This window comes from Leptolyngbya sp. UWPOB_LEPTO1 (assembly GCF_017302695.1).
Classification (GTDB): Bacteria; Cyanobacteriota; Cyanobacteriia; order Leptolyngbyales; family Leptolyngbyaceae; genus Leptolyngbya; species Leptolyngbya boryana.
Window position 1 is genome coordinate 496,640 of record NZ_JAFLCJ010000001.1, and the last position, 20,250, is coordinate 516,889.

Genomic DNA, 20,250 nt, shown 5'->3' on the forward strand with positions numbered 1-20,250 from the left:
ATGCACCTTTCAACTCTTCCATCTCCCATTAACATTGTTTGCACGATCGACAATCACTACGCCCAACATTGTGCAGTCATGTTGGCATCGCTGTTTCATCACAATCCGAAGCGACAATTCAGAGTCTTTCTGATCACAGATGGACTGGAGATGAGTATTTGGGAGCGGCTTGAACAGTTTTTGCAAGATCAAAAGCAAGAATATGAGCTAATTCAAATCGATAGAACTGCGTTAGGAGATGCTCCTGTGACGCACCATATTTCCCTCGCAACTTACTTTCGTCTGTTCATTCCCGAAGTTCTGCCTCAGACCCTTCAGAAAGTTCTCTTTCTCGATGTTGATATGATTGTTCGCAAATCCATTGATGAACTTTGGGACAAAGATATCCATGCATTTAGCCATGCGGCAACGATCGCGGCAGGCATGGATGAATATCCTGAGCAAATTGGTCTTCCAAGAAATTCGCTGTATTTTAATGCAGGATTATTGTTAATCAATCTTGAGGCTTGGCGCAACCTTCGAGTGTTCGATCGGGGTTGTGAGATCATTCGCCAAAGTTCAGATCGAATTACTTGGTGGGATCAAGATGTTCTCAACATTCTGCTGCACGATCACTGGATGCCGCTAGATTTACTTTGGAATGCTCAACCCTTTCTCTACAGCGAAGAGTTCCACCAGCGCCCGCAAGCACTCTATAAATTGTTTCAGAGTGCAACTGCGATCGCTGAACCTGCAATCGTGCATTTTGTTGGAGGCGGCAGTGCTAAACCCTGGCATTTCTACTGCACTCATCCATTCAAGGACGACTACCGCAAGTTTTTGAAGAAGACTCCTTGGCAAAACACACCCCTGATTTGTCAGCCTGACTTAGTTACGCAGATGCGATTTCGCTTAGGGTTGGGTAGCAAAGCTCGCAAGTTGCTCAGAGGCAGTTCAATTTAATCGAGTATTTCCCTATGCTTCAACGACTTCTCAACCAGCAAGATAAGCTCTCAGCGCTTTGGCAGCAACTTCACCTTGGTCAGGTCGGGGTTGAAGTACATCCTTCTTGTCTCATCAAAGAGCAAGTGAAAGCGAAGCTAGGATCCGCCAATGGAGCACGCGGACAAATTCAACTCGCTCAGCAGGTACAGTTAGAGCAGGGCGTATTACTACACGCTTGGGGAGGCAGAATCACGATTTCCGAAAACGTCTTCATTGGGCCATATACGGTCATTTATGGGCATGGCGGCGTAACAATCGGAAAGGATTCACTGATCGCGATGCACTGTCGCATTCTCTCTTCTAATCATACGATTCCTGATCGATCGCGCAGAATTCGTTGGGAATCGGATGTCCATCTGCCAACCACGATCGGGGAAGATGTTTGGCTCGGTGCGGGTGTGACCGTGTTAGGAGGTGTAACGATTGGAAATGGTTGTGTCGTAGGGGCAGGAGCAGTTGTGACGAAAGATTTGCCACCTTATTCGATCGCAGTAGGTGTTCCTGTAAAAGTCGTGAGGACACGAGCATGAATCCCCTGATTTCAGTCATCATTCCCACGCATAATCCGAATCTCGCACGACTTGAGCGTACGATCGCGGGATTGCGATCGCAGTCTCTGCCGAATACTCAGTGGGAACTTCTGATTGTTGATAATGCTTCCGATTGCCCGATCGAGATCGATACAGATTGGCATCCAAATGTCCGCATTATTCAGGAAAATCAGCTTGGACTCACCCGCGCCAGACTGGCTGGAATTCAAGCAAGTCGAGGACAGTATCTCGTCTTTGTCGATGATGACAATGTGCTAGAGGCGAACTATCTCAACCAAATTGTTGACATTTTTCAAGCGCATTTCACACTCGGCGCGATCGGTGGCAAGTCGCTGCCAGAATTTGAAATCGAACCAGAACCTTGGGTTAAAGCATTTTGGGGATGTTTAGCACTCCGCGACTTAGGAGAAACAGAACAAGTTTACTTCTATGACCCCAAAACCGGAGACACAAAGCAGCATCCAGATTTTGCGCCGATCGGGGCAGGAATGGCACTCCAGAGAACAGCCGCACTCCAATATGTTCAGACCATTGTTGATAGTCCTGCTCGATTGGCACTCGATCGTACCGGACGCAGCTTACAGTCAGGCGGAGACTGTGATATCAATCTCACGTTGATCAATCTGGGCTGGGGCGTGGGGTATTTTCCGCAACTCGAACTCACCCATCTCATCTCTGCCAATCGATTAACAAAAGCGTACTTAGCACGATTAAATCGGTCGATCGCGAAATCGTGGATACAAGTGCTGGATGCACATCAGATTCGACCTTGGCGCAAGATTTCGCGCTGGAGCGTGTTTCTCAGACAACTTAAAGCATTTGTGTCTTATCAACCTTGGAAAAGTCCGATTGAGTACATTCGCTGGCAAGGAGCGTGTGGAGCTTTTGAAGGACAAAGCCTACTGCCTGACTGAATCAACCAAGCTTCTAAACTGATGTTGCTATCCTCGCCCCCCGGAAAGACCATGATGCTTGATTTATCATTAATCATTCCTGCCTACAATCGAGCAGAACTGCTGCGACAGACGCTTTGTAGTCTCAATCAAGCCTTGCAAACCCTCAGAGCCGAAATCATTGTGGTTGATGATGGCTCAGCAGAACCTTTAGAAGAACAGCTATCCGGTACGATCGATTTTCCAGTACGCTTCCTTCGCCAATCGAATCAGGGATCGCTAATCGCTCGAAATCATGGGTTAGCTCATGCGATCGGCAAATATGTGTTTTTCATTGATTCGGATGATCAGGTTCATCCAGACAAGTTTCGGGTTCAAATTGCTTGTCTTGAGGAGCATCAAGCAGATGTTTGCTACTCGGATGAATGTGTCGCAACCATCAATGCTGAGCAGTCTACACTCTCGATCATAGGTGAGCGATCGCTCCCGTTTACTCCTGATCCGGTTGAACTCTATCTGAAAATCCAACCCACTCCAGGCAATCTGATTTTTCGGAGAGAGTACATCACCCAGCACTTTGCCAATCCGATCGTGCCACCACAGCGATCGTTATCCCCGGTTGGAGACATTTGGATTTACTACAATCTGATGATTTATCCTGCCAAAATCGTCAAAGTCGATCAGCCTTACACGATCTACATTCAGCATGAGCAAGATCGCTACTCAAATTGTTGGGAAGCGACCGGAATTGCTTCATTATTGATGACACTGATCTTTCTCAAGCATTGTCCCAATGAAGAGTCTACTTTACCCGTCCGCAGACAGATTGGTGAGTCTGCTCTCGTGTCATGGCGCAAACTGCCGCGAAATTTTCATGCTGAGTTTGAATCAAAAGTTTTAGAAATCTGGAAAACTGCGCCACCAACCTCGATCGAGAATTTAGGCAGTCGTCTTTTCCAAAAGCTCGCCAAACTCATTGGCATCGAAAATACAGCAAGACTACTCAGGCGGATTCAACGACCAGACTATTCCAAGATTCAAACCCTCGATCGTCAAACACTCAACACGCTCATGCAACCTCTCTCGAATCTCTAACTTCCATGATGACCAGCACCCCCAATCAAAATTCGCGCCAATTCTCAAAACAGTTAAAACTGGGTGTGTTGTTCTATCGCCTGTACTACGCACCCAAAGGTTTTGTGACCTCGCTCATGCGTGAAGGACTCCTCGATCGTGCAATCAACAACAAAGCCAGAACGCAGATGGAGAGAGCAGCCTATAGTTTAAAACCCTTACCAATTTCGACTGCTCCAGCGTTTGATATTCACTTTCTCACAGGCAAAAAATTTTGGTATCAGACTTGTTTCTGTGCCTATTCAATGGCGCAATATAGTCCGATTCCGCTTCGTCCTGTGATTCATGATGATGGTTCTTTAGCACAAGCTTACCAAGACGAACTGCACCGCATTTTTCCGAATGTCCAAATTATCTTGCATTCAGAAATTGAAGACCGCATTGAATCCTATCTGCCGATTGCGAAATTTCCTTCTCTACGAGAGCGACGATCGAACTATCCCCACATGCGGAAGATCACAGACATCCACGCAGGTTCAACTGGCTGGAAGCTCGTTTTAGATTCAGATATGTTGTTCTTTCGCTCTCCAACTTTACTGACAGACTGGCTACAATCTCCGCAGCATCCATGTCATATGATTGATATTGAGCCATCGTATGGCTACTCCAAAACACTCATGACCGAACTCGCTCAAGCCACGATCGCGGATCAACTCAATGTTGGCATCTGTGGGCTAAACAGCAATGAGATCGACTGGGAGCAGCTAGAGTTTTGGTGCAAAACACTGATTGAACAGCAGGGAACACATTACTACCAGGAACAAGCCTTAGTCGCAATGCTGATGGCGGGAAAATCTTGCACGATCGCACCCATACAGGACTACATTGTGAAACCCGATCGCGAAGAAGCGATCGATCCCCAAGCGGTCTTACACCACTATGTTGCAGACTCTAAGCCTTGGTACTTCCGTTATGCCTGGAAACATATTGCTGCACTATGAAAGATACAAATAAAGTCATTCAAGGGTTATGGATTGGAGGAGAGCTTTCTACAATGGAACAGCTTTCAATTCAGTCCTTTCTTCAGAACGGTCATGAGTATCACCTCTATACTTATGAGCCTGTTAAAAATATCCCAAAAGGCACGATCGTGAAAGATGGGCGCGAGATTTTGTCTGGAGATCGCATTTTCACTTATCAATCTGGCTTTGGTAAGGGCAGTTATGCAGGCTTTGCTGATCTGTTTCGCTTCCATCTGCTGTACCAAAAAGGTGGATGGTGGGCTGACACAGATGTCATCTGCCTCAAGTTTTTCGATTTTTCGCCCGCGCATGTTATTTCATCAAGCTACGAGGCACAGTGGGGAGATTGCGCGAATACTTGCGTTTTGAAAGCTCCTACTGGCAGTAGCCTGCTAGCCTACCTGATTGAAAAATGCGAAGAGAAAGAAGCAAACGAGATTGGATATGGCGATATTGGTCCCATTTTGCTACAAACTTCAATTCGCGAATTGCACTATGAAGATGCTATTGTTTCTTCTAAAGCTTTTTGTCCGATTAGTTGGAGAGCTGTTGACAAGATTGTTCGCCACGATTCTGTTCTCACTCCACAAACATTTGTTAAAGCCGTTAAAGCTCAAATTCGCCCGATCGTTCGTCCCTATACCAACCCAGGGCGAGTGACTCATAAGAGCTATGCACTCCATTTATGGAATGAAATTTGGCGACAAAATCAGATCGATAAAAACGCGACGTATAGCCCTAATTGTTGGTACGAACGACTCAAACGCCGCTACTCTGTCTCACCTGCATAACTCCCATGAAACCGCTCGTTTCGATTCTGATTCCTGCTTATAACGCCGAAGAATACTTAGCAGAAACACTCGATTCTGCTCTCGCACAAACCTGGGACAATCTCGAAATCATTGTTGTCGATGATGGCTCTCAAGACAATACATTGGCGATCGCGAAACAATACGAGTCGAAGATTGTCAAAATCATTCACCAATCGAATCAAGGGCAAAGTGCCTCTGAGAATCGAGCACTCGAAGCGGCTCAGGGTGACTTTATCCAGTACCTAGATGCAGATGACTTACTGGCTCCCGATAAGATCGAGCGGCAAATTCAACTTCTTGGAGATAGCAACTCCCCCTATGTGGCAGCAGGAGAATGGACGCGGTTTTATCACACTCTATCAGAAGCTAAATTTACACCTCAGCCGCCGTGGGCAGACATGGCTCCGGTCGATTGGCTGCTCTGTGTTTGGGATGGACATTATATGATGCACGGTGCAGCTTGGTTGATTCCGAGATCGATCGCCGATCGAGCAGGTCAATGGACAGAAAGCTTATCGCTAATCAATGACTTCGATTACTTCAGCCGCATTGTTCTCGCCAGCGAAGGCGTTAAATTCTGTTGGGGTGCAAAAACATACTATCGGTCTGGAAATCCTCAAAGTTTGAGTGGTTCAAAATCGTATGCGGCTTGGCAGTCTGCTTTTCATGCCCTGACATTAGGCACCCACAATCTTTTAGCTCACGAAAATAGTCCGCGATCGCGAAAAGTCTGTGCTGATCTGTTTCAGCGATTTGTCTATGAGATTTATCCTGATGCGCCCGATATTCAGCAAAATGCGATCGTTCATGTCGAACGACACGGTGGCTCGACCCTTGCTCCACCCGGTACTTTATCATTTCAGCTACTCTCTCGATTTGTAGGCTGGAAGCAAGCGAAACGCATTCAATCCCAAATCTATCGTTGGGGGTATTCGTCAGTCAAAAAAACTCAGAGGCTCCGGTCACATCACCCTGCTTAAATTGCTCATGTTACTAATGGACTCACTCTCCACTCGAATCGCAGCTTATACCAATACTGCTGAATGCAACGATGCCCTTTATCAAGATTTTGCTCAGCAATTCGAGAAGATTCCCTTCCTCGTTGAGCATCGTCGCCACATTGAAACTTACGAATTAGGCTATGGAGGACCAGCATTTCACTATATGTGGTATCTGATCTTATCGCACTGGATCAATCAGGTTGAAACTCCTAGATTCTTAGAAATTGGTGTATTCAAAGGGCAAATTGTTTCATTATGGGCGCTGATTGCTCGCCAGCAAGGTTGGTCACTTGAGATTTCTGCTGTCTCACCGCTCGAAGGCAATCCACTGCCAAAATCTAAGTGGAGTCGCCGCTGGAAAGCTCTGGTCAATCCTCGTTTTGCAGAAGAACTGAAAGCTGGAAACTTTTATCCTGAAGAGAACTATCATGCCATGATCGCTCAACTCTTTCAGACCTTTGATCTCGATTTTGACACCGTTCATTTGCTCAGGGGCTACTCGAATGATCCTGAAATTCTCGAAACGCTGAAAGAAGAGCAGTTTTCAGTGATCTATGTGGATGGAGATCATACCTTTGATGGCGTGGAGTCGGATATTCAAAACTATGCCCCTAAGCTTGCACCAGGCGGATTTCTAGTAATGGACGATGCTTCCTACTACCTGCCTGGAACCGCTTTTTGGAAAGGGCATGAGCCTGTCTCTAGAGCTTGCGAAATCATTCCCTCACTTGGGCTAGTCAACATTCTCAACATGGGACACAATCGCATCTATCAAAAGGTGAGCTAAATGGCACGTTGTCGAATCTATCTACTCACTTACCGTAGAGATCACTTACTGCCACGTGCACTAGAAAGCCTACTAGCGCAAACCGTCACCGATTGGGTTTGTGAACTGCACAATGATGACCCGACTAACCCTTTCCCACGTCAACTCGTTGAATCGATCTCTGATCCTAGAATCACGATCGTGGATCACGCTGAGAATCTGGGAGCAACACGCACGTTTAATCTGGTTTTTCAACCTGTTGCGGAGCCTTTTGTTTCATTACTAGAAGACGATAACTGGTGGGAGCCTGATTTTCTAGAAACACTTCTCGCTGCTTTTGGGCAGAATCCGAGCGTACAAATTGCTTGGACAAATATGCGGCTCTGGCAAGAGTGCGAAGACGGCACTTGGCTTGATACTCAACAAACGGTTTGGGCTGAGTCCTCTGTCATTCAGTTATTTGATTGGGGACAGATGCAGCAGGTTCGAGGCGCACTTCACTCTAATGGTGCAATGATGATGCGATCGCAGTCTGCGGCTGATTATACGATTCCTGAGACGACACCCTTTGCGCCGATTGAAGCGGTGCGGGAAAGAACATTCCGCTTTCCGATTTTGCTCGTTTCCAAAGTATGCGCGAATTTCGCAATAACTCAGAGTACAGCACGAGCCAGTCAATTGACGGAATGGGCACAAGTTCAAACTCTTTTGACTGCGAGTTTCTTCAAACATACGCAGACTGAGCCAGAGTTTATTCAGCAAGTTTGGCAAGCAGCTCGATCGAAGCCTGCCCGATCGACGAACGGTTTATTTTTTGCTGCCTTTCTCTGCAAAAAGTGTCGTAACCTGCTGCGCTATGCCACATTCGCGGATTGGCTGTTTCTAATTGCATCAAGTCTCAAGCATCCCATCGAAACATTTCGCAGTCTCAACGCGATTAAGGTACATCCAGAAATTTGGCAGTTTCTAGATGAGCAAACGGCTCAACGCGCTCAAGAAGTCAGCGATTCCACCCCTAAGAGCATTGAGTGTGGTGTGCTATGAACATTTTCTTTCCGACTGATCATTGCCCAGAAGCTTGGCAACAACAGAAAGTGATACAGTTCATCGAATCGCTCCAGCAGCAGACTCGATCAGGAGGATCTCAGCATCAGATTGTTTCTTGTCCAGCGGAGGCGAACGTCTTCCTGTTTGTGATTCATGTTGCAGGATTTGATCCGCTAAGTTCTCATTGCTATCTGAATCTGAGAAAACACCTACTGGTCAAAAAATTCCCCGATCGCTGTGTTCTCTGGGATGATAAAGATTTTCCGCTCCCAATCCTGCCAGGACTATACGCTTCACTGCATCAACGGGATTTTGACTCGCGAGAACATCGATCGTTTTGCTATTCCTCTGCTACGAATCCCTACATTGAGGAGCATGTTCAGCGCAATGATATTCAGCCTGATTTGCTCGTTAGTTTTGTCGGGTCGATTTCGTCACCGATTCGAGCCAGATTGTTTGAAATCGACTTTCAGCGATCGGATGTGTTCATTCAGAAGAGTCTGAATCTTTGGGATAGACTATTAACCGACGATCGACATCAAGATTTACAGATTGAATATGCGAAGCTACTCTTGCGAAGTCGCTTTGTTCTCTGTCCAAGAGGGAATGGAGTCTCTTCTTACCGACTGTTTGAAACCATGCAGGCAGGTCGAGTGCCAGTCATTCTTGCAAAAGGTTGGGTCTTTCCTGAAGGGTGCAATTGGGAGAAGTTTTCACTACGCATCGATGAACGTCAGATTCATCAACTTCCACAGCTTCTGGCTCAATACGAACCCGAAGCTCAAACAACGGGTGTACTGGCTCGAAAAGCCTGGGAGACTTGGTTTGATCCAGCCATTCGAGTTCATGCGATCGGGAAGCTAATCCAATCGATCCAACAGACCTGTCCTCAGCGATCGTATTTCTGGCGAAGCTGGCAGCAACGATTGATCATCGCTCGATATTTGAGCCGTCATCGAAAAGGACAACTACAACGGCAGATTCATCGACAAATCGGAACGCTTTTATCCAAAGTCACGAAATCAGGGCATTGACTGATACGAATTTGATCTTTCATCGCCACAGATTCTTGCCCCCCTGCCTACGGCACTCCCCCTTGCCAACGTGGGATTTCTGGCTCCCCTCCTTGCTAAGGAGGGGTTGGGGGAGGTCAAAGATCTGTCGCACTTAAAAATCGATTTGGTATGACATTTCTCATTCACCTACGTTCAGCCAAAGTCGCGCTTATGATTACTAACCCAAGCTTAAAGGAATTCCAGCTTTTCAGTCCATTTGTGCCTGATTCATCGAATCGCATCCGTCGCGCTTTTGATTGGGCACTTGAAGGGTTACGAGGATATGCTGCGCTTGCTGTTGGGTTTTATCATGTGCTCGGTCCAGAGCTTGATCCAGGATTTCAGCCCAATCGCCTTTGGGGATATCTTAATCCAGGTCCAGCCTGTGTTTTACTCTTTTTTGTACTTTCTGGATACGTCATTGGTTTAACCACAACGGCTGATTTCTCGCGTCAGGAAATGATTCGCTATCTTATCCGTCGCACGATTCGACTCGTACCAATTTATTGGATCGCGATCGTCTGTTCGATTCCCTTTGCAACTGGAGATAGTTGGGGAACCATCCTTGGCAATGCGCTCTTCCTACAAGGGCTTACCGTCCCTGTCATTACTGGAAACGGTGCATTGTGGAGCTTGAGTTATGAAGTCGTATTTTACTTACTCTTTCTCCTCATTTGGTGGCTGAGACCGAAAGTGATTACAGTTTTTGCGATCGCTACTGGATTGTGCTTACTCGGATGGCTGATTCCATCTTCAGCGTTTGGGATACAAATTCTAGCAAGTTTCTCGACCGGGTTCTTGTTTTGGCTCGTGGGCTTGTGGCTGGCTTGGAAAGTCGAACCGTCTTCTGATCAAAAGCAAATTCCTCTATTCAGTTATCTCTGTTTGTTTATCGCATTTTTCCACGTTCGACCCTTTGGAATTTTGTTTCAAGTTTTAGGGTGGTCTAATTCCCACATTGGGCGTGTCAACTTAGCGACGGTTGGATGGTTGCCAATTTGTCTATTGCTAATTGCGGGCGTTGCACGTCGAGAATTTCCCGGATTTAAGTGGCTGCAATTGATTTGTTTATTGGTTCCGATCACTAATCTGATTCCAATCATTCTGAGAGGTCGTCTGTTTCAGCAAGATTTTTGGATTTTACTGGCAGTCATTTCGCTACTCGCGATTGTGCTTTGGCGAGTCCGAATTTCTCCTACTATTCTGAAAATCTTTGCTCCAATTGGACAAATTTCTTATGCGTTTTATGTCATTCATTTACCTGTGATGGAAGCAATTCAGCAATTCTTTCCCATTCAAGGAACGCTCTGGAGCTATTTGCTGCGATTGATTATTTGGTTCGGACTCTCGATCGGGTTGTCGATTCTACTAGAGCGAATTCTACAGCCCATGATTCGCAAAAAACTCACCCCACTGCTGATCTGTTGAACATGACTGCTGCTCTCAACACCATTACTCTCGCCCATCCCGCTCCCACACCATTTGTGCAACAAGTGGGACGAGCACTCTATGAAGCAAATCTTCTCAGTCAATTCGCAACGACGATCGTTTATCGCCCGGATCGCGGTCTGACCAGAACATTGACAACCTTGAGCGATCGTATTCACTTCGATCTCGCAAAACAACTCTCTCGCAGAGCCATCACAGAGTTTCCGCTGACTCTAGTCAAAGACAATCCTTGGTACGAAATTTTGCAACTATGTATCGGTCGAGTGGATCGCGATCGACGAGTCAGCGATTGGTTTTTTCATCGTGGGCTGAATGCTTACGATCATTGGGTTGCTCAAGAAACAGTGCGCTCGAGTCAGGCAGTTTATGGATATGAAACGGCTTGCCTTGCGACATTTGAGGCATCAAAACAAAAGGGAATTGCTTGTATCTATGATGTTCCAGCACCAGAACATGAATTTGTCGAAAATCTACTTTCTCAGGAACTTCAGCGCTATCCCGAACTAGAAACTCCCTACCGCAAATATGTGAGACAGCGCCAGGCAGAACGCACACAGCGACGTAGACGAGAATGGGAGCTTGCAGATGTCGTGATTGCAAATTCTGAATTTACGAAAGCGTCTTATGCTGCAGCTGGATTGGATGTGACAAAAGTTCGAGTCGTTCCTTATGGTGCACCACCTGTAAACTTAGCGGCAGTGAAAGAACCACGATCGCAGTCTACTCCGATACAGTTTTTATGGGCAGGAACCTTCAGTATCCGCAAAGGAGCACATTATTTACTTCAGGCATGGCAACAACTACAACCCCAGCACGCTCAGCTCCAAGTTTTGGGATCAATGGGATTACCTGCTACCTTAACAGCTGATCTTCCTGACTCTGTCCACCTTTCTGGAACCGTACCGCGCACAGTGCTTTACGAACGATATCGCCAAGCGGATGTCCTTGTTTTCCCCACACTCTGCGATGGATTTGGAATGGTTGTGACCGAAGCATTTGCTCAAGGCTTACCTGTGATTACGACCGATCGAGCAGGTGCAGCAGATTTGATTCAACAGGGAGTGAATGGACTAATTGTTCCCGCAGGTGATCCTGACGCGCTGGCAGAAACATTGAACTGGTGTATGACTCATCGTTCAGAACTGCAAGCAATGCGCCAAGCTGCTTTGGAGACTGCCGAAAAATGGCAATGGTCAGATTATCGTCGATCGCTGATTGAGAACTTACGAGATGGGTTGAGTGCCGCAGGATTTACGCTATGAAGCGAGTGTGTTTAGTCAGTCCTGGTCATGTTGGCTCTAATCCTCGATTGGTAAAAGAAGCAAATAGTCTTCATACGGCAGGGTATCAGGTGCGAGTCGTGGCGGGAAATTACATGGCAGAAGTCCGCCCATTAGATGCCGCAATCTTATCTAAGGCAGAGTGGTCTTGGGTACAAGTCGGACTTGGATCTCTCATCGACTATTCCAGCCGTCGAATTCGCCAAGAACTAGCTCGCAAGATTGTTCAGAAAATGCCTCATCTGACTTGGGCAGTCTGGGCGCATAGTCCAATGAGCGATCGACTTGCAAAAGCGGCAATGGCAGAACCCGCTGATCTCTATATCGCTCATTGTTTAGCGGCTCTTCCTGCGGTTGCGATCGCGGCTAGACATCACAAGGCTCGTTTTGGATTTGATGCGGAAGATTTTCACACGGGCGAACTAGAAGATACTCCCGAAAACCAGGCAGAAATTCAAATTCGCGATCACATTGAACGCACTTTATTGCCTCACTGTGATCATCTCACCGCAGCTTCACCCAGGATCGCAGATGCCTATGTAAAACGATACGGGGTTGAGATGGAGCCGATCTTAAACGTTTTTCCTTTATCTGAAGCCCCGGATTCGTCACCAAAACAGTCCAGACCCGTTCCTTCTCTCTATTGGTTCTCGCAGACGATCGGAGCAGGGCGTGGCATTGAAGCGATTGTGCAGGCAATGGGACAGATGCAAACGCCTGTCGAGCTACATTTGCGTGGAATTCTCGCCAATGGCTATCGAGATCAACTGATGCAGTTAGCAGAGACCATGAACTTGTGCGATCGCATTCACTTTCTTCCGTCTGCTCCCCCTCCAGACATGATCAAACTTGCTGCACAACATGACATTGGTTTGTCGCTAGAACTGACCACTCCTCGCAATCGCGATTTGTGTCTGACTAACAAAATTTTTACCTATCTGTTAGCAGGGTTACCCGTGCTAATGAGCATAACGCAAGCACAGCTAGAATTATCCCGACGACTCGGATCTGCCTCTGTATTAATAGATGTCCATAATCCAACCAAAATCGCGAACACGCTCGATCACTGGCTATCGAACCGGGATCACTTGACTCAAGCTCGTCAGCAGGCTTGGCAGTTAGGGCAAAGCCACTATAACTGGGAGATCGAACAGCATCGCTTTTTATCTGTTGTCCACCGAGCACTGCTATGAACTTTTCTGGAATTTCCTATCAATCTCCTCTTGGTAAACTGCTACGATCGCCGTTACAGTGGTTGCCTAAAGAGATGCAAATGACGATTTTACAAGGCAAGCTCAAAGGCAAACGCTGGACAGTTGGATCGAGTCAGCATGGTTGCTGGTTGGGAAGTTACGAATACGATAAGCAGCAATTGTTAGAACAGACGATTGCGGCAGGCAGTATTGTGTTTGACTTGGGTGCGCATGTAGGATTCCACACCCTGTTAGCTTCGGCGCTCGTAGGTTCATCCGGTCGTGTCTTTGCATTCGAGCCGATGCCGAAGAACTTACACTATTTGAAACAGCACTTAAAGATGAATCAGATTCAGAATGTCACCGTGATTGAGGCTGCCATTTCTGATACCGATGGAGTTGCATCATTTGATCTAGCTGCAAGTAGTTTTCATGGACATTTAGCTGCACAAGGTAGCTTACAAGTCAGAACTATCAGTCTAGATAGTTTACTGAATCAAGGCGAAATTCCTCTGCCTGATTACATCAAAATGGATGTTGAAGGTGCGGAAGTTGCTGCATTACAGGGAATGAGAACGATTCTAGAGCAAGCACATCCTACGATCGTATTAGCAACCCACGGTGATGAGATTCAGCAACAGTGCCGCGAGTTATTAACGGCGATAGGATATCAATTTCAGGTCATTGGGGATAAACCGCTAGAGAGTGCTGACGAGTTGCTGGTTTATCATCCTAGCCGGGGCGTTCACAGAGTTTTGCAATGAGAATTTTACTAACGGCTGACCCTGAGCTTCCAGTTCCACCCACACTGTATGGAGGAATTGAGCGAATTGTTGATTTGTTGATTACGCAACTCAAACAGCGTGGACATACGGTTGGATTAGTCGCGCACCGAGATTCAAACACGCTTGCCGATCGACAATTTGTCTGGAAAGGGCAACGATCGCAGGACAAATTAGATGCGATTCAGAATACTTTGCTGCTCAAATCAGCGATTCGTGACTTTCAACCGGATCTCATTCATAGCTTTTCGCGCATTCTCTACCTACTCCCACTACTACGATCGACGATTCCCAAAATTATGTCGTATCAGCGCTATCCCAGTGCACGAACCACGAGTTGGGCAGTTAAACTGGCTGGAGAATCGCTGACCTTCACAGGCTGTAGTGAGTATATTTGTCGAGCAGGTCGCGCTTCTGGGGGCATCTGGCATCCGATTCACAACTGTGTAGAACTCGAGAAATATACCTTTCGTCCTACTGTGGATGAAGATGCGCCGCTTGTGTTTTTGAGTCGAATTGAACGAATTAAAGGAGCACATACGGCGATCGAGGCGGCTCGGAGATCGAATCGTCGTTTACTGATTGCTGGAAACTACAGCACAACTGGAGAAGCAGGACAGTACTGGCGCGAAGAGATTGAGCCGCATTTAGGTAAAGACGGGATTGAGTATGTCGGTGCGGTAAATGACCAGCAGAAAAACGAATTGCTTGGTCAGGCAGCCGCGATGATCGTCCCGATCGAGTGGGATGAACCTTTTGGAATTGTATTTACCGAAGCTTTAGCCTGTGGAACTCCTGTGATTTCTTGTCCACGGGGGGCACTCCCGGAGATTGTGCGTCCAGGAATAGATGGCTTTTTGATCGATTCAATCGATGCAGCATGTGATGCGATCGCACAAGTTTCAAAGCTAGATCGATCAAAGTGCCGTCAACGAGTCGAACAATGCTTTGCTGCACCTGCGATCGTCACTCAGTATGAACAGCTTTATCAAAAACAGATTCAGTTCAAGAACTTGAGACAGAAACAGCAATGCTGAGATTAAAGATAGCGAAGAAAAGTCTCATTCAGAATGAGAGCATTAAGTATAAATTTATTCCTGATCAAGCTGCATATCCGCCGTATCTATAGGTGGTGTTTTCCGTGATGGAGATATGCTTTGGCTCGTCGAGTTCTAATAGTCAGCCCTCATTTTCCGCCCTTTAATGCGCCAGATCATCAGCGGATTAGAATGTCTTTGCCGTATTTTGAGGCTTTTGGCTGGAACCCGTGGATTTTAACCGTCGAAACAGAAACGATCGGAGGAACAAAAGATCCGTGGTTGCTGAGAACAGTGCCAGAAACGATACCCATTACGCAGACGCCAGCACTTCCGATTAAGCTCACACAACGAGTCGGACTGGGAAATATTGGATGGCGATGCTTGCCGTATTTTCTGCAAATGGGCGATCGCTTAATCAAGGAACAGAAATTTGACCTGATCTATTTCTCCACGACCGTATTTTTAACCATGGGACTTGCAGCCCGATGGCGACGAAGATTTGGTGTTCCTTATGTTCTAGATTTTCAAGATCCTTGGCGCAGTAACTATTATCAGAATGCTCCCACTACCAAGCGCCCCGGTGGACGATTCAAATACGGATTTGCTCAAACGGTTGCGAAGACTCTAGAACCTAGAGCCATGCGCCAGGTGAGTCATGTGATTAGCGTTTCGGCTGCCTATCCTCAAACCTTGAAACAACGCTATTCATGGCTGAGAGATGACCAGTTTACCGTGCTCCCGTTTGGTGCACCAGAAGCGGATTTTGAACAATTACCGACTTTGGGAATCAAGCAGCGTATCTTTGATCCTAAGGATGGGAAACGGCATTGGGTTTATGTGGGACGCGGTGGAGCAGACATGGCATTCTCACTCCGATCGCTCTTTTCCACCATTCGACAAGAACGCGATCGCAATCCTGAAGTCTGGAAATCAATTCAACTTCACTTTGTCGGAACAAGCTACGCAACCGATGATCGGGCTGAGAAAACGATCGAGCCGATTGCTCAGGAACTTGGTATCAGTGATTTAGTTCGAGAACATACGGAACGAATTCCCTACTTTGAAGCACTCCAAACGTTAGTAGACAGCGATACAATTGTGCTGATTGGCTCAGACGATCCGAGCTATACCGCCTCTAAGCTTTATCCCTGCATTCTCGCTCGTAAGCCGATTCTGGCGATCTTTCACGAGGCAAGTTCCGTCGTTTCGATTCTGCGATCGACCCAAGCAGGACAAGCCGTGACCTTTAATGCCCAAACCACTTGCGAACAGTTGCAACCTGCGATCGCACAAGCACTCAATACTTTGATCGCTTTACCTCGTTCGTTTCAGCCCGCTACAGATTGGTCTGCGTTTGCACCTTACACCGCTAAAGAAATGACGCGGCAACAATGTGCCATCTTCGATCGTTGTCTTCTACCTACTCCAGTGCCCTCATGACCCAAGCTGCTCTCGAATCTTTTCCCATCCAACTCTCTCGCCAACGCCACGACCAACTGCTGAGTGTGTTTTGGTGTGGTGCGATCGCGATTTTATTGTATGAAATTTATGGAGTGCAGACCGGATCGATCTGGAGCCAGGCGAGTGCCATCTTGATTACGATCGTCTCATTGATCCCGTTCTACTTGTGGTGTTCGGGTCGAGTGTTAGGAATGCCAGTCTTTCCGATGTTCGCTCTGACCTTTGTTTGGACTTATGCTTTTCCATTGATTAGCAATCATCCGGTTGTGATCACGTATACGCCTCAGAGCCATCTATTTGCTGCTGTAACCGTTGCAGGAACGCTTTTACTTGGCACTTGGGTGTGGTATCGATTTGTCACGGCTATTCCCCCACAACCGAGCTACTATCGTGCTTTAGGAGTTCGGAAAGGAGATCAGTTTTTTCTCGTTGCTCTTGCCTCTAGCGTTGTCTTTAATATCTGTAATGCGGCAGGATGGATCACGATTACAGGTCCGCTCTTTTCGATTATTCGGAATTCAACGTTAGGACTGACTGCAATTTCTACCTTTGTGCTGTGTTATCGTTTCGGCGCTCAGTCGCTGTCTCGACGGCAAATCACGCTCTTAATCGGGCTAATTTTAAGCTTTGTTTTGACCGATGCGTTGAGCTTTCTCTTAATTGGAACGGCTTCAATTTCCATGATCGCGATCTCAGCTTACACGATCGGACGAAAAAAAGTGCCGATCATTGCGATCGCGGTTTTCTTTGCGTTGCTGACGTTTCTGAACTATGGCAAAGCAGATATGCGAGGAAAATACTGGTTTTCGGATGTTCAGCCGAACGTGGTCCCTTGGGAATATCCAGCCTTATATGGGGAATGGATTGATTATTCTTGGAAATTTGTTCAGAAGCGGGAAAAGCAGGAAACTGAGGAAGAGCGATCGTTTACACAGCGTGCCAGCGTCATCCACATGCTGCTGCTCGCACAAAATCTAAGTCCAGAAAAGCTGCCTTATCTCAATGGTGCAACTTACGCGATTATTCCTCAGATTCTAGTTCCTCGAATCTTTGTTGAAAATCGCATTCGGAGTCAGGAAGGAACTCATATGCTAAGCGTTCACTATGGACTACAAACCGAGGAAGCAACCCAAGTGACTTCGATTTCTTGGGGATTGTTAGCAGAGGCTTACGGTAATTTTGGCTTGCTCGGCTGTGCAGGACTCGCGATCGTGTTAGGCGCATTCTATGGAAAGGCAACACAATTAAGCATTAATGCACCACTCTTATCCATCCGATCGCTCTTTACAATTCTGTTAGTGACGTTTGCTTTTCAAACCGAATGGACGGCGGGAACTTATCTAGCAGCATTGGCACAAGCGAGCTATCTTCTGTTAGGAATTGCGATCGTCTTTATGGAAAACTATCGCGTTCCACCTTCTGCGATCGTGGCATTTCTGGAGGCTTCAAGACTCGAATGAAACGCCTCGCGATTATTACTTCTCACCCCATTCAGTACTACGCTCCTTGGTTTCGGCACCTTAGTACAGTGTTTGCTGTTCGAGTGTTTTATCTATGGGATTTTGGTGTCACTAAAACGCTGGATCAAGGATTTCAGCAGGCAATTCAGTGGGATATTCCATTGCTCTCAGGCTATGAGTATGAGTTTGTGCCGAATATCAGTTCTGATCCAGGAACCCATCATTTTTGGGGCTTACAAAATCCATCTTTACTCGCGCAAGTGAAGCAATACCAACCGGATACAGTATTGCTGATGAACTATAACCATGCCAGTTTGTATCGATTCTTGTGGAGTTGGACAGATACACCGCTTTTGTTTCGCGGCGACTCGCATCGATTGATCCCCGCAACTGGGCTGAAAGCAACTGTGAGACGACAGATCATCTCCACGATCTATCGTCGGTTCGCAGCTTGTTTGTATGTGGGGAAAGCAAACTATGAGTACTTTCGGTTTCATCGGGTTGCTCCAGAGCGATTATTTTTCTCACCTCATGCGATCGACAATGATCGCTTCATTTCACAAGCCGCCCAAAATCAAGCAATCGATTGGAAACGACAGTTAGGGATTCCACTGGATCATTCAGTCATTCTGTTTGCCGGAAAGTTTGAACCAAAAAAACGTCCGCTCGATCTTCTACACGCCTTTCTCAAAGCCAACCTTTCTCAAGTTGCGCTCTTGTTTGTGGGAGCAGGATCGCTAGAAGCCGAACTGAAAACAACTGCTGCAAGTCACCCGAATATTTACTTTGCACCGTTTCAGAATCAAAGTCAGATGCCGCGAACTTATGCGATCGCAGATGTGATGGTGTTACCGAGCTATGGTGCTTGGGAAACGTGGGGTCTTGCGGTCAATGAAGCGATGTGCCTTGAATGTCCAGTGATTGTCAGTTCTCATGTCGGCTGTGCTCAAGACTTAGTGACTCCGTTTGAAACAGGGTTGATGTTTCCGGCAGGAGATGTCCAAGCGTTGGCTGAATGTTTACAGGAAGCATTTTCGGATCGCGATCGCCTTAAAACCTGGGGCAAAAATAGCAGGACTCGGATTACTCAATATTGCTATGAAACTGCAACTGCTGGCTTGCAGACTGCCATGACTACACTGCTTCCTGAAACATAGGAATGACCTGAAGATGCTACACTCTAACACCCAATTGCACCTGTGGATTCCTGAATTGTTTACATCCAAAGGAGGAATTCAATCTTACTCCGCTTACTTTCTCGCTGCTTTACAGCAGAGTATTCCACCCACCCAGCTAGAGATTTTTCTCAAAAATGATGCGATCGCAAATTTACCTCTATCTTCGCAACCCCAATGGCATTGTGCAGGTCACTATCCCACTTCATTGCGAACTCTGCTATTTTCGGCTCAACTGCTGAAGTATGGCATTCAACACCGTCCCGATTTAGTGATTACCACGCATCTCAACTTTACCCTTGCTGCCAACGTGCTAAAACGCCTCGCAAATGTTCCTTATTGGACAGTCGCGCATGGTATCGAAGCTTGGGATATTAACAAACCTGCACTCAGAACTGCTTTGCACCACGCTGATCGCATTCTGGCAGTGAGTCGCTACACAGGCGATCGCTTGATTCAAGAACAAGGATTAGATCCGAAAAAAGTCGTTGTACTGCCCAATACTTTCGATAGCGATCGCTTTCAAATCAGTGAGAAACCAATTCATCTATTAAAAAAATATCAGTTACAGCCGGATCAGCCGATCATTCTCACGGTCTGTCGATTAGCTCCTCAAGAACGCTACAAAGGCTATGACCAAGTTTTCGCAGCACTGCCTCTGATTCGTCAAGCAATTCCGCATGTTCATTACATGATTGTCGGTCAGGGTAGCGATCGATCAAGAATTGAACAATTAATCTCAGACCTAAATCTGCAAAACTGTGTCACGCTGGCAGGTTTCGTCCCTGATCAAGAGTTGTGTGATTACTACAACCTCTGTGATGTATTTGCGATGCCCAGTAAGCGAGAAGGATTTGGAATTGTCTATCTAGAAGCGATGGCTTGTGGAAAACCTGTGTTGGGCGGAAATCAAGACGGCTCGATCGATGCACTTTGCCAAGGTAAATTAGGGGCGTTAGTCGATCCAGAAGACATCAGCACAATTGCAGCAACACTCACTCAAATCTTACAAAAACACTATCCAAACCCGCTTCTATATGAGCCTCATCTACTCCGACAGCATGTGATTGAGACATTTGGGTTCAAGAAATTTCAAGCCACGCTGACTGATTTACTGATGTCTTAGAGGGTGTAAATAGCGTTTATTGCATTCCCGCCTCCGAAATAGAACGGAGCGAGGAAGCTTTTTACACCTTTCAGATATG

The 20,250-nt window shown here is 46.7% G+C and carries 19 protein-coding genes; all 19 read left to right on the top strand.

What is annotated here, in order from left to right:
- The 19 genes from J0L70_RS02150 (at window position 1) to J0L70_RS02240 (ending at window position 20,171) form a co-directional block, all read left to right on the top strand.
- The gene (locus J0L70_RS02150; protein ID WP_268180732.1) at window positions 1-942 is read left to right on the top strand and encodes a glycosyltransferase family 8 protein; all 942 of its coding nucleotides are present in this window, start codon (window positions 1-3) and stop codon (window positions 940-942) included.
- 14 nt (window positions 943-956) lie between these two features.
- Window positions 957-1,514, top strand: a complete 558-nt coding sequence (locus J0L70_RS02155) for an acyltransferase (RefSeq protein WP_287452894.1) — start codon at window positions 957-959, stop codon at window positions 1,512-1,514.
- Window positions 1,511-2,449: a glycosyltransferase gene (locus J0L70_RS02160; protein WP_287452895.1), complete on the top strand. Its 939-nt coding sequence runs from the start codon at window positions 1,511-1,513 to the stop codon at window positions 2,447-2,449. The genes J0L70_RS02155 and J0L70_RS02160 overlap by 4 nt, the downstream gene beginning before the upstream one ends.
- A gap of 51 nt (window positions 2,450-2,500) precedes the next feature.
- Window positions 2,501-3,523 (top strand): glycosyltransferase family 2 protein, encoded by a 1,023-nt coding sequence (locus J0L70_RS02165; RefSeq protein WP_287452896.1) that lies wholly within the window; start codon window positions 2,501-2,503, stop codon window positions 3,521-3,523.
- Window positions 3,524-3,528: 5 nt separating this feature from the next.
- On the top strand, window positions 3,529-4,503 hold the full coding sequence (locus tag J0L70_RS02170; RefSeq protein WP_287452898.1) for a hypothetical protein: 975 nt from the start codon (window positions 3,529-3,531) through the stop codon (window positions 4,501-4,503).
- A complete protein-coding gene (locus J0L70_RS02175) occupies window positions 4,500-5,315 on the top strand; it encodes a glycosyltransferase (protein ID WP_287452900.1) in 816 nt (271 codons plus the stop codon). The genes J0L70_RS02170 and J0L70_RS02175 overlap by 4 nt, the downstream gene beginning before the upstream one ends.
- 5 nt (window positions 5,316-5,320) lie before the next feature.
- Window positions 5,321-6,316, top strand: a complete 996-nt coding sequence (locus J0L70_RS02180; protein WP_287452902.1) for a glycosyltransferase family 2 protein — start codon at window positions 5,321-5,323, stop codon at window positions 6,314-6,316.
- A 7-nt stretch (window positions 6,317-6,323) separates the two neighbouring features.
- Window positions 6,324-7,124: a class I SAM-dependent methyltransferase gene (locus J0L70_RS02185; protein ID WP_287452904.1), complete on the top strand. Its 801-nt coding sequence runs from the start codon at window positions 6,324-6,326 to the stop codon at window positions 7,122-7,124.
- Entirely contained in the window at window positions 7,125-8,147 is a 1,023-nt protein-coding gene (locus tag J0L70_RS02190) for a glycosyltransferase family 2 protein (RefSeq protein ID WP_287452906.1), read from the top strand. It begins immediately after the preceding gene.
- Window positions 8,144-9,184 (top strand): exostosin domain-containing protein, encoded by a 1,041-nt coding sequence (locus J0L70_RS02195; RefSeq protein WP_287452908.1) that lies wholly within the window; start codon window positions 8,144-8,146, stop codon window positions 9,182-9,184. Before J0L70_RS02190 ends, J0L70_RS02195 begins: the two co-directional genes overlap by 4 nt.
- 192 nt (window positions 9,185-9,376) lie before the next feature.
- Entirely contained in the window at window positions 9,377-10,633 is a 1,257-nt protein-coding gene (locus J0L70_RS02200; RefSeq protein ID WP_287452910.1) for an acyltransferase family protein, read from the top strand.
- A gap of 2 nt (window positions 10,634-10,635) precedes the next feature.
- On the top strand, window positions 10,636-11,916 hold the full coding sequence (locus J0L70_RS02205) for a glycosyltransferase family 4 protein (protein ID WP_287452911.1): 1,281 nt from the start codon (window positions 10,636-10,638) through the stop codon (window positions 11,914-11,916).
- Complete coding sequence (locus tag J0L70_RS02210; RefSeq protein ID WP_287452912.1) at window positions 11,913-13,127, top strand: glycosyltransferase; 1,215 nt, start codon at window positions 11,913-11,915, stop codon at window positions 13,125-13,127. The genes J0L70_RS02205 and J0L70_RS02210 overlap by 4 nt, the downstream gene beginning before the upstream one ends.
- Window positions 13,124-13,891: an FkbM family methyltransferase gene (locus J0L70_RS02215; protein WP_268180756.1), complete on the top strand. Its 768-nt coding sequence runs from the start codon at window positions 13,124-13,126 to the stop codon at window positions 13,889-13,891. The genes J0L70_RS02210 and J0L70_RS02215 overlap by 4 nt, the downstream gene beginning before the upstream one ends.
- Entirely contained in the window at window positions 13,888-14,946 is a 1,059-nt protein-coding gene (locus J0L70_RS02220; protein ID WP_287452914.1) for a glycosyltransferase, read from the top strand. The genes J0L70_RS02215 and J0L70_RS02220 overlap by 4 nt, the downstream gene beginning before the upstream one ends.
- Window positions 14,947-15,138: 192 nt before the next feature.
- Complete coding sequence (locus J0L70_RS02225) at window positions 15,139-16,389, top strand: glycosyltransferase (RefSeq protein WP_287452915.1); 1,251 nt, start codon at window positions 15,139-15,141, stop codon at window positions 16,387-16,389.
- Window positions 16,386-17,870: a hypothetical protein gene (locus J0L70_RS02230; protein WP_287452916.1), complete on the top strand. Its 1,485-nt coding sequence runs from the start codon at window positions 16,386-16,388 to the stop codon at window positions 17,868-17,870. The genes J0L70_RS02225 and J0L70_RS02230 overlap by 4 nt, the downstream gene beginning before the upstream one ends.
- The gene (locus J0L70_RS02235) at window positions 17,867-19,027 is read left to right on the top strand and encodes a glycosyltransferase family 4 protein (RefSeq protein WP_287452917.1); all 1,161 of its coding nucleotides are present in this window, start codon (window positions 17,867-17,869) and stop codon (window positions 19,025-19,027) included. The genes J0L70_RS02230 and J0L70_RS02235 overlap by 4 nt, the downstream gene beginning before the upstream one ends.
- 13 nt (window positions 19,028-19,040) lie before the next feature.
- Window positions 19,041-20,171, top strand: coding sequence for a glycosyltransferase (locus J0L70_RS02240; protein WP_287452919.1), 1,131 nt, complete (start codon window positions 19,041-19,043; stop codon window positions 20,169-20,171).
- The last annotated feature ends 79 nt before the right edge of the window (window positions 20,172-20,250 follow it).